Raw genomic sequence first — 10,567 nt, forward strand, 5'->3', positions numbered from 1 at the left:
CATTAAAATTTCATTAGAATTTCGGGAAGTGTTGCTAATATAACTGATAAGTAAGGGGTTTTGTTCAATGGATGTTTTTAATATGGTAGTTTCGTTTAATGGGTTGAGTCAAAAACGATTTAGTATTACCCACAGAACGAGATATACGTTGTTGATAATTAATGAATATAAAATATGTGAATAAATAATAAAGAATCAAATAATTGTATATCTTAGTCCCATCGAAACCATCTTTGGCAAATTGCCATCGTTGACCGAATACCTATAGAAATAAATTCATGTAAACCCGAATTACCCGCATATATTGATTTCCCGATACCTGCTGATAGCCGTAGCGTTACTGGCTGTCAGGACATCCTTTGCCCAAAGCATCCCGGTTAAACTGGTAGCAGACAGGTCGCCCGCCTGGGCAGACAGCCTGTATTACCAGGTTAAAGACTCCGGGTATTTTGCATTCCCCGCCGGGAACTGCAAAGGCATGCGGATACATCCGGTGAACGTGTATGCATTGCTGGAGATGCCGGTGATTGCCGTGGCCGACCGTAAGCGCCCTCCGCGCCCGGAGCCGCCCCCTCCTCCCAAACGTGCCCCTTTCCTCGTGATCCATGGCAACGTGATGTACGACTATTATTACCAGGGAAATACCGATACGCCGTATGTAGAAAAGGATATCCACCAGCATACGGTACAAACCAGCATGTCCGTAACCGTGAAGGATCAATATCCGTTGCGGTTCAACTTCAGTACTTCTCAGAGCAATTCAAGGATCGTGCGCAACGTCACCGGGCTGAACCTGGGATACTCCGCCAACGACCTGCGCCACAGCATCCTCCAGAAAGCCCGCCGGTGGGATGCCGGCCGCCTGAACAACTGGAAGGAGCTCGATCTCATGAAAACGAATATCCGCAGGTTACAGGATTCCCTCCTCCGCATGCGCGCCTGGTTTTCGGCGCCGTCGCAGGTGCAACGCATGATCGAAGCGCGGGAACGCGAGCTCTACGGCCAAAAACTTCCGGAGATACCTGCGTTGCCCGATAGGAAAATATTACCGCTCAAGGGCCGCCTGCCCAAACTCGCAGCCAAACACAAAGGGAAAGCAGACAGCACCGTGGCGATGCTGTTGAAAGAATATGAAGCCCGCAAAGCGAAGGCGGATTCCCTCCAGGCCGCCATCGCCGCCCTGGAAGCAAAATACCGCGGCCGCCTGGAAAAACTGGGCGCCCGCAAAGAATCACTGGTGGCCCTGTTGAACCGCAACGCGAGCCCCGCTGAGCTCATCGGCGAGCTTGAACGCATGCGCATTCCCGATTCCGTACTGCCAAAAGGGTATAAAACGCTGCTCTCGGTCCGCAATGCCGGAGTGGGGCGATCCATGATCGGAGCTCACGGCGCGCAACATCAGCATCGTGGGAGGTAATATAGAAGTGAACCCTTCGTGGTATGCCGCCATCGGTATCGGCGCGGTGGATTACCGCTTCAGGGATTACCTCGTCCGTTCGTCGGGCCCGAAACAATTCCTGCAGATCTTTCGCGGAGGGTATGGGATGAAGGAAGGAAGCCACGTGTACGCCACGTATTACACCGGCCGCAAACAGGCATACAACTTCAACCTGGACGATAACCCTGCCGTACAGATCCCCGACAACCGCCTGATGGGCGTTGCGATCGAGGGCCGCTGGCAGCTGGGGAAACATTACAGCGTAACGGGGGAGATCGCCCGTTCGTCGCTCCCGCAGCACGAGCGCGCCAAAGAAGGCAGCAACGTTGCCGGAAGCATGATGCGGCTGAATGATCGCAGTAACGAAGCTTATGCGCTTTCCGCCGAAGGGACACTGCCGGCAACGGGAACAAAAATGAGCGGCGTGGTGAAGAAAATGGGCGCCAACTTCCAGTCGTTCAGCTTGTACACTACCGGCAGCGCACAAACCGCCTGGATGCTGCGGGCCGACCAGCCATTTTTCAGGGACCAGCTAACGGTGAGTGCATCCATCCGTAAAAACCTCTACGAAAGCATGTTCGAAAACGCGGCGTTCCTGTCGAATACCGTCTTCAAAAGCATACAGGCCACGTTCCGCCGCCGCAACTGGCCTTCGCTGTCGCTCGGCTATTTCCCCAGTTCGCAGCTCATCAAAACTGGAGATCATTCCTTCATGGAGAATATGTTCTACACGATGGTGGGCACGGCGCATCATTTTTACAGGATGAACGGGGTGCAGATGAACACGATGCTGTCGGCCACCCGTTTTTACAACCGGCAGTCGGACACGGCGTTCGTGTATTTCAATAGCACGAACCTCACGGCGCAGCAGGCGGTGTTTATCGGGAAGTGGCATTTCAACGGCCTGGGAAGCCTGATCACCAATCCCGAGTATAAGATTTACGGATGCGAAGGCAGCGCCCTGTTCAAAGCCAAAAGCTGGCTCGACGTGGGCGCGGGCATCAAATATAATTACCAGACCACCTTCCGGATACGCCAGCTGGGTTATTCAGCGAACCTCCGGGTGGAAGTGCCCAAAGTCGGGGAAATCGCGCTGATGGCCGACGAGGGCTTCTTACCGGGAACCGCCAAAAGGCTGGTGCCCAATAAAACCGGACGCGCAACATTTACGAGGACTTTTTAACCCGGACTATGAAAAGCTACCTATACCTTTTTTTCCTGCTGGCCGCGCTTCCCGTTGCGGCGCAGGTAACGATTACCCCGGTGGTGCCGCCCGCAGGCATCCTCCAGAAAAACCAGCTGTGGAACGTGGTGCTTGCTTCGGCGGCAGAGCGCCCGCTCCAGGCGCGTGTGATCCTTCGGTTGCTGGATGCGGAGCAGGGCCAGCCCGTGCTTTCCGGCGTTTCGCGCGCCGTAACGCTCGCGCGCGGCGCCCGCCAGCTGAAGCAGGCCGACGTGGAACCCGTGCAATACGAATACCTCTCGCCGGCGATCGACCGGAATGTGAATGCGTTGCTGCCTCCCGGCAAATACCTGGCCTGCTATAACATTGAAGTTACCGGCGGCAAAACGGCTTATAGCCGTGAGGAATGCGTGCCTATCGTGGTGGAGCCGATCAGTCCGCCGATGTTAAACCTCCCCGCCAACGGCGCCCTGCTCGATACGAAGGTGCCGCAGTTCACCTGGCTGCCGCCCGCGCCCCTGCAGCAGTTCCGCCAGTTGCGGTACGAGCTTTTGGTGACGGAAGTACATGACGGGCAGCCGCCGGTGGAAGCCGTTCAGCAGAACGTTCCCGTGCTGCGGATGGCGCGGTTGCGGGAGAATTTCTTGTCGTACCCCCCGGGCCACGCTTCGCTGGATACCGGTAAAACCTACGCCTGGACGGTGATCGCGAAGGAAGGGGAGCATTATGCGGCGCAGACGGAGGTGTGGACGTTCAGGTTGAATGGAGGGAAGCTGGCAGGAACGGGAGAATCGCATAAAGTGTATGTGCAATTGCGCCGGGAGCTGGATGGTAATGTGCTGGGCGTTTCACATGAATTGTCGGTAGGATATGTAAATGAAACGGCGGAAACGCAGGCGGGTTATGAACTGGTGGCGCTGGGAGAGGGGAACCGTATCGTGAGCTCGGGTACGCTGGAACTGGCGCGTGGCGCCAACCATTTGGATATCCCGCTGCCCCGCCGGGCCGGCCTGAAGCACGGAAAGGTCTATCTCTTCAGGCTGAAGAACAGCCGGGGGGAATATTGGCAGATCAAATTCAACTATCAAGCAGAAAAGTAAACCTATACCTGAAAATATTATAAGATGACGCGTGCTTTTGCAGAAAAGGGACGGAGAATCATTGCCTGGTCCATGTTGACTATGCTTTACTTCGAGACTATCATACCCGCATATGCGTTGGAGGTTCGTAATATGCCGCCGCGCGCTACGTTTACCGGTAAAACGCCGGGTGTTCCGCTGCTGACCGGCAAACCGGCACCGGCAGGCAATGCATCGCCGGCAGTTCCGGAAAAGGCGCCGGCAAGCGCTCCGAAGCCTTTCAACGGCGGGCCTACCCAACCGGAAAGCCAGGCCTTCCAGTCGGTAAGCAATGCCAATATGGTGGATTTGTTTACGGGGGATTTCTCGTATAACATTCCGTTGATCGATGTGGGCGGCTATCCGCTGGCGCTGGGTTACAGCAGCGGCATCGGGATGGATCAGGAAGCAAGCTGGTGCGGGCTGGGGTGGAATATCAACCCGGGCAGCATCCTGCGGAATATGCGGGGGATACCGGATGATTTCAACGGGGAGGAGCAGATTACGAAGACGCTGTCCCTGAAAGCCAACAATACTTACGGTGGTTCCGCGGGTGCAGGCTTCGAGCTGGCGGGCTTTCCTATCGACAAGGCAAGAATCGCCGACTCGGCGAAATTGAATCTGAAAGTAAGCCTGGGCGTTTTTCATAATTCATATAATGGATGGGGCGTTGAAACGGTATTGGCGCCCAGCCTGAACGTAGGCTCGTCTGCTTTTGGCACGCTGACTGCCGGACTGTCGTTATCAAACAATACACAGGAAGGTTTTTCGGCTGGCACCAGCCTGGGCTATTATACTTCGGCAATTGAGGGGAAAGAAGTGGGGCAATTCACCGGCACGGCGCAAACTTCCCTGGGTTATAATTCAAGAACTGGCCTGAAGGCGCTGCAATTTTCGGGAGGCGTCAATCTCACCCGAGTGATTTCGGAGAAGATCAGGAATGCGGACGGAAATGGTACATCCACCAGGCATATCGGGACCCAAAAAGGTTCTACCACGGTTTTCAGCAGCCATATTTCGTTTGCATCGCCCTCTTTTACACCGACGATTACCGTGCCCTGGACGAGCAGCAGCACCGCGATCAACCTGAAAGCCGGCGGAGAATGGAAAATTCTCGCGACTTCCCTGGAAGCCTCCGGTTACTGGTCAAAACAATTTATTGACCCTTCGGATCAAACGCAGCATCTGCAGGCATACGGATATCTCAACTACGAAAAAGCGAAGAATAATCCCAATGCATTGCTGGACTACAATCGTGAACGCGAACTTCCCTACCGGGATGATGCGGACGTACCGAACATCGGGATACCATCTTACACCTATGACATTTTCAGCATTTCAGGAGAGGGCACCGGCGGCATGTTCAGGGCTTATCGCAGCGATATAGGTTTCGTGCATGATCATCATATGAATACCCGGGATAAATCTTTTAACGCGAACGGAGACCTGGCATTCGGGGATCTATATCACGTGGGAATTGATTTGGCGGCCTCCCGTTCCCGGACGGACACTGATCCCTGGGTCGGGGATAACCCGCTGGCATCGAATGTAGCCTTTACAAATTCAGATAAATTATATGAATCGTCTTATTTCCGGAATCCGGGAGAGAAGACGGTCGTGAACAGCACTTTTTATGATGCCATCGGCGGTGATGACGTAGTGTACCCGCAAATCCGCAAGAACGGCGGTATGTCCCCTTTAATGGCTACCACTGGTCAGCTAAGCCGGTATCGCGGCGGGGAAACGAAGGAGCATTTTTCACTACCTGCGGCCAGTGCCCGGAAACACAACCGGGATAAGCGTACGCAGGTAATTTCCTATCTCAACGCAGCAGAAGCCTCGGAAGTAGGGTTCCCGAAGTATATCGAGAATTACGGTATGAACCAGCGCGTGGAAACCAACTGCAACGATGAGTTCCCGGTAGATACGGATCAGGAAGGCACCGGATTTAAATGGGATCTGTATGAAGGCGATTTCCAGTATCTCAAATCTCAGAACAGAAATACGACTACGATACACTGGCCCGACAGAGGATCGTTCCAAAGCCAGGGATGGCCTATATGGGGTGATAAATGGTCAAATCATGTTTATGGAAGGATGAAGGCGGAATATACAGGGGCTTATATATTCAATATCAGGGCAGATGATGGACATAGGCTTTTTATCAATGGCCTACAAGTGTCAGATCACTGGAAAGTGAACACGACCGGCCAAAAGCCATGGTATTCAGATCCTGTTTACCTCGAAAAAGACAAAATCTATAGTTTCAAACTTGATCATAAAAACATGGGGGGGCAAGCATTTATGATGCTGGCGCTTGAAGGGCATTCCTTCAACTCCAGTCATTGGTATTGGCCAGCCTCCGTCGATACCTTTGTAGCCATCCCAGGCAAGCTCTTTAAAGAAAAGCGGGAGAACGATTTCCGCAGGAAGAACCACATCTCCCAGATCGACGTCCTTAACAACGACGGCCGCAGGTATGTGTATGGTTTGCCCGTATACAACCTCAGCCAAAAGGAAGTCACGTTCGCAGTTAAGAAGGAAAACGGAAACCGGGAAAACGGCACCGTTACTTACGATCCCGCCACCGACCCAACAACTGATAAGAACAAGAACGGTCAGGACAATTACTATTCCGCCGAGTCCGTTCCGGCCTATGCTCATTCTTTCCTGCTGACAGGCATCTTATCACCGGATTATGTGGATGTGACGGGGAACGGCATCTCGGACGACGACCCGGGGAATGCCATCAAATTCAATTACACAAAAACCGCCGGTGTCAGGAATCCATATAGCTGGCGCACCCCGCATGGCATGGTAGCCGGCTACAACGAGGGCCTGCGGACAGACAGCCGTGACGATAAAGGCAGCTATGTTTATGGAACAAAGGAGCTGTGGTATCTCCATTCCATCGAATCCAAAAACATGGTCGCTACTTTCACGCTGGAAGACCGGCAGGATATGTTCTCGGTTTTGGAGGACGGTAGTATTGACACCAATAATAAATCCGCCAAGCGCCTTAAGGAAATCAACCTTTATACCAAAGCCGAGTTTTTAAAGAACAAGGATAAGGCGAAACCCGTCAAAACCGTACATTTCGAGTATTCCTATGAGCTGTGCCCCAATACCACTACCTATCCAGGGCGCACCACCGGCAAACTGACGCTGAAGAAAGTATGGTTCTCGTATAATGGCAACAGCAAAGGGCAGAAAAACGCATACATATTTAATTATAACAGTAACCCGGCGTATAATTCACAGGCTTCCGACAGGTGGGGAAATTATAAACCAGCCATGGATAATCCGGGTTCAACTGCCGGGAACGTGATCTCCAACGCAGAATTTCCCTACAGCATCCAGGATAGCCTGGCTGCAGCACGCAATGCCGCGGCCTGGACGCTCGATTCCATCCACCTGCCATCCGGCGGGCGCATTAAAGTTAACTATGAAAGCGATGATTATGCATTCGTACAACAATACCGGGCGGGAGTCATGTGTAAGGTGGCCGGCTTCTCCAAAGCGCAGCCCACGTCACTTTCGCAGATAAACCAGGAGCTGTATGGGAATGATGATCACCTGTACATTTCAATACACGTTCCGGAGCCTGTTCATTCCGTGGCCGAGATCCGGGAAAAATACCTGGATGGTATGGAGGAACTGTATTTCAGGTTGTGCCTGGGAATGCCATCCGACCGCTGGGGCCGTGGATCCGAATTCGTGACCGGCTATGCTACCCTCGAACCGGGGCAGTACGGATTTTTTAACAGCGGTAACACCATTTGGCTGAAAGTAAAAAGCGTAGACAAGAAAGGTGAATTCGGCGGGAAGTACAGTCCGTTTGCTAAAACCGCCGCCCAGTTCGTTCGCCTCAACCTTCCTGCCAAGGCGTATCCAGGTATGGACCTTGGAGAAAATGTGGCGGCCCAGGCTGCCGTGCAGTCGATCGTTGGTATGGCCAGCGGTATCGTCAATGCTTTCCGTTCTTTCGATGACGTGGCACGGGGAAATAATTTCGGCAGAAGGGCGGACCTGTCCCGCTCCTTCGTGCGGCTGCTTGCACCTTCTTTCCGGAAGTTCGGCGGCGGGCTGCGGGGAAAGAATATCAAGATATATGATAACTGGAACGCGATGACGAAGCAGAAGGAATCGCTGTACGGAACGGAGTATCTCTATACGACTACTCACAATGCCGGAGGAAAAGAGTTGGAGATCAGCAGTGGCGTCGCTACTTATGAGCCTATGTTGGGCGGAGAAGAGAATATGATGCGGCTCCCCATAAAATATACCAATCAGGCCGCCAAGCTGGCGCCGGTCACCCTGGGTTACGTGGATCTGCCGCTGGGAGAAACCTTCTTTCCCAGCCCGTCGATAGGATATAGCAAGGTGCGCACCCGTTCTCTCAAAACTGAAAAAACAAGATCGGCGAATGGTTTCGAAGAGGCAACCTTTTACACGGCTTATGATTTCCCGGTGTTTACGGACCATTCCCTGCTGAATGAGGACGCCCGGGAACGGTATACTCCTGAATTGCTCAATATGCTCAAGATCAATGCTGTGAACGTAGTTGGCGTAACGCAGGGATTCAAGATCGAGCTGAACGACATGCATGGTAAGCCCCGCGGCCAGGCCAGCTATTCCCAACTCGACAGCAAGGAACCTGTTTCATCCACGACATACTATTACCGCGTAGAAGATCAGAATGCTGTACATAAACGCCTTCGCAACGATGTGCTGTCTATGAGCGCCAACGGGGAAATCAATGAAACGGCCATCGTCGGGAAAGACATGGAACTGATGCTCGATATGCGCCAGCAAAAGTCCATTAGCTTGTCAGTCGACTTCAACGCCAATATCGACATTTTCTCCTTTAGCATGCCTCCCGTATTGAGCTGGCCTTCCGGGTACGTGTTCCCGAAACGGCAGGAAACCATGTTCCGTTCTGCGGCCGCTACGAAAGTAATAAACAGGCATGGCCTGCTGGACAGTGTGGTGGTAATGGATAAGGGCAGCCGTGTGACCACGCACAACATGTTGTATGATGCGGAAACGGGAGATGTAATCCTAACATCCGCGCAAAACGAATTCGACGATACCATATATAATTTCCAATACCCAGCGGGATGGATGTATGAGGGAATGGCAGGCGCCTATAAGAATATTAGCGCGGTATTCAAGAATATCTACTTCAAGGATGGCAAGCTGGTTAGCGGGATAGACCTTGCCAGGGTGAATGAGTATTTCTCCGCGGGGGACGAAATCCTGGTATACTCCCGCAATCCTGTGAACGACGATCCCTGTAACCCGGTGTTGGCAACCTTTCCCAGTTCCGGTAAAATATGGGTGGTAGACGCCAATTCCAATACGGGTTCGGCCCCCGAATTGTTCTTCCAGGACGCCGACGGGAAGCCATTTAACGGGAATGACGCTTCACTGAAGATCATCCGTTCCGGCAGGAGGAACATTGCCGCTTCAGCGGGATCCGTAAGCATGATGGTCAACCCCCTCAGGAAGGCTGGCAGCCAATACCAACTGACGATCGATGAATCTTCGCATATCCTGCATGCGGAAATGATAGAGTATAAACAGTCGTGGCAGGTCGAAGACAAGAAAAAGCAGAAAGTGACCTGCTTCTTTTAATCACGGGAAAAATAAAGCGATATGCTAAAGAATATTTTGTTCACCACCTTGCTCCTGGCGATGGTGGGCGCGCTGAGAGCGCAAACGGCGGTTGATACGGCATTGGCAGGCGAATGGGTGTTGGAGAAAATGACAGTGGACGTGCAGCAGCGGGACAATAAGTCCCAGGTAGAGAAATATGAATTGACGAACGTATTGAAGATGTACCGGTTGTCGCCATATGTCATCCGTAGTGTCCGTTTCGGCGACGGGCGGTTTCACATGGATAACGGTGCTGGGCAGGTATGGGGGCGCTTGGTGGAAAGCGGCGTACAGGAAATCAGGTTCATCGCCGATACGATACCGGGTGCGCCGGCCCGAATGGGAGGTGTTGACCATCCGCTGCGTTATGGTTGGCTGCGGTCGGGCAATGTTCTGCAACTCGAACTGCCGGCGGTGACTTACCGGGATACCGCTTTAAATACGCTCGTGGTAGCCCGGTATGTGTGTCACTACACCAGGAAAAAATAATCAGCTCACAGAACCTTCTCGGAATTCATGAAAAGCACAATACAATTTCTACTAAGCCTCGTTAGTCTGTGGATATTGCCGTCGTCGGCGGCGGGCCAATGCAGCTGGGGATTTTCTTACACCGTGGACTCCTCCCGATGTGCGGCCAGCGGCAAGGTATCGTTGGCTATTAACGGCCAGGATGCAGGTAGTGTTACCAACCGGTTATATTCAATTAAGTCGGTCAATGGGAGTTTCGAGATATCTCACTCCAGTGTACCCTTGTTCGAAAATCTGCCAGCAGGCGACTATGAAGTAAGAGCCCGGGGCATCTGCAGTGGTATCGAAGATTCGGTCGTACAACATGTTACGGTGCCCGGAAATTATGCCACATTTTCCGGTCAGGCGGTATGGCTGCGGGCTTCCTTTGCGGATTGCTCGACCGGGAAAGCGGAGCTGCGTTTTTTAAACGGGCGCAGGGGATTTAAGGCCACTATCGCCGCCAAGCCCTCAGGTTATACAGGCAGCCTGAATTTTACCACGTGGAAGGATACATTGGTGATAAACGATCTGGCTGCCGGGGAATATCAGTTCATCCTGACAGATTCCTGCGCCAACACATCATCCGTTCAAACATTAACCATTCCTGTTTTGCCGGCGGTTACCAGGAGTGCGCTGAATTTGTACGAAACGGATGTATTG

General features: G+C 52.7%; 6 protein-coding genes. All 6 read left to right on the forward strand.

Annotation, left to right across the window (positions count from 1 at the left end; genetic code table 11):
* Positions 1 to 304 precede the first annotated feature (304 nt).
* A complete protein-coding gene (locus Q0510_RS08050; protein WP_298709895.1) occupies positions 305 to 1,417 on the forward strand; it encodes a hypothetical protein in 1,113 nt (370 codons plus the stop codon).
* The gene (locus Q0510_RS08055; protein WP_298709897.1) at positions 1,407 to 2,621 is read left to right on the forward strand and encodes a hypothetical protein; all 1,215 of its coding nucleotides are present in this window, start codon (positions 1,407 to 1,409) and stop codon (positions 2,619 to 2,621) included. Before Q0510_RS08050 ends, Q0510_RS08055 begins: the two co-directional genes overlap by 11 nt.
* 8 nt (positions 2,622 to 2,629) lie before the next feature.
* Positions 2,630 to 3,721 (forward strand): hypothetical protein, encoded by a 1,092-nt coding sequence (locus tag Q0510_RS08060; protein WP_298709899.1) that lies wholly within the window; start codon positions 2,630 to 2,632, stop codon positions 3,719 to 3,721.
* 72 nt (positions 3,722 to 3,793) lie between these two features.
* Positions 3,794 to 9,376 carry a PA14 domain-containing protein gene (locus tag Q0510_RS08065; protein ID WP_298709901.1) on the forward strand — a complete coding sequence of 1,861 codons (5,583 nt, stop codon included), beginning with the start codon at positions 3,794 to 3,796 and terminating at the stop codon, positions 9,374 to 9,376.
* A gap of 21 nt (positions 9,377 to 9,397) precedes the next feature.
* Positions 9,398 to 9,886, forward strand: coding sequence for a hypothetical protein (locus Q0510_RS08070; protein WP_298709903.1), 489 nt, complete (start codon positions 9,398 to 9,400; stop codon positions 9,884 to 9,886).
* Between the two features lie 27 nt (positions 9,887 to 9,913).
* The coding region (locus tag Q0510_RS08075; RefSeq protein WP_298709904.1) for a hypothetical protein at positions 9,914 to 10,567 on the forward strand (654 nt) is incomplete at its 3' end.

It is taken from the genome of uncultured Chitinophaga sp., assembly GCF_937874145.1.
Lineage (GTDB): Bacteria > Bacteroidota > Bacteroidia > Chitinophagales > Chitinophagaceae > Chitinophaga.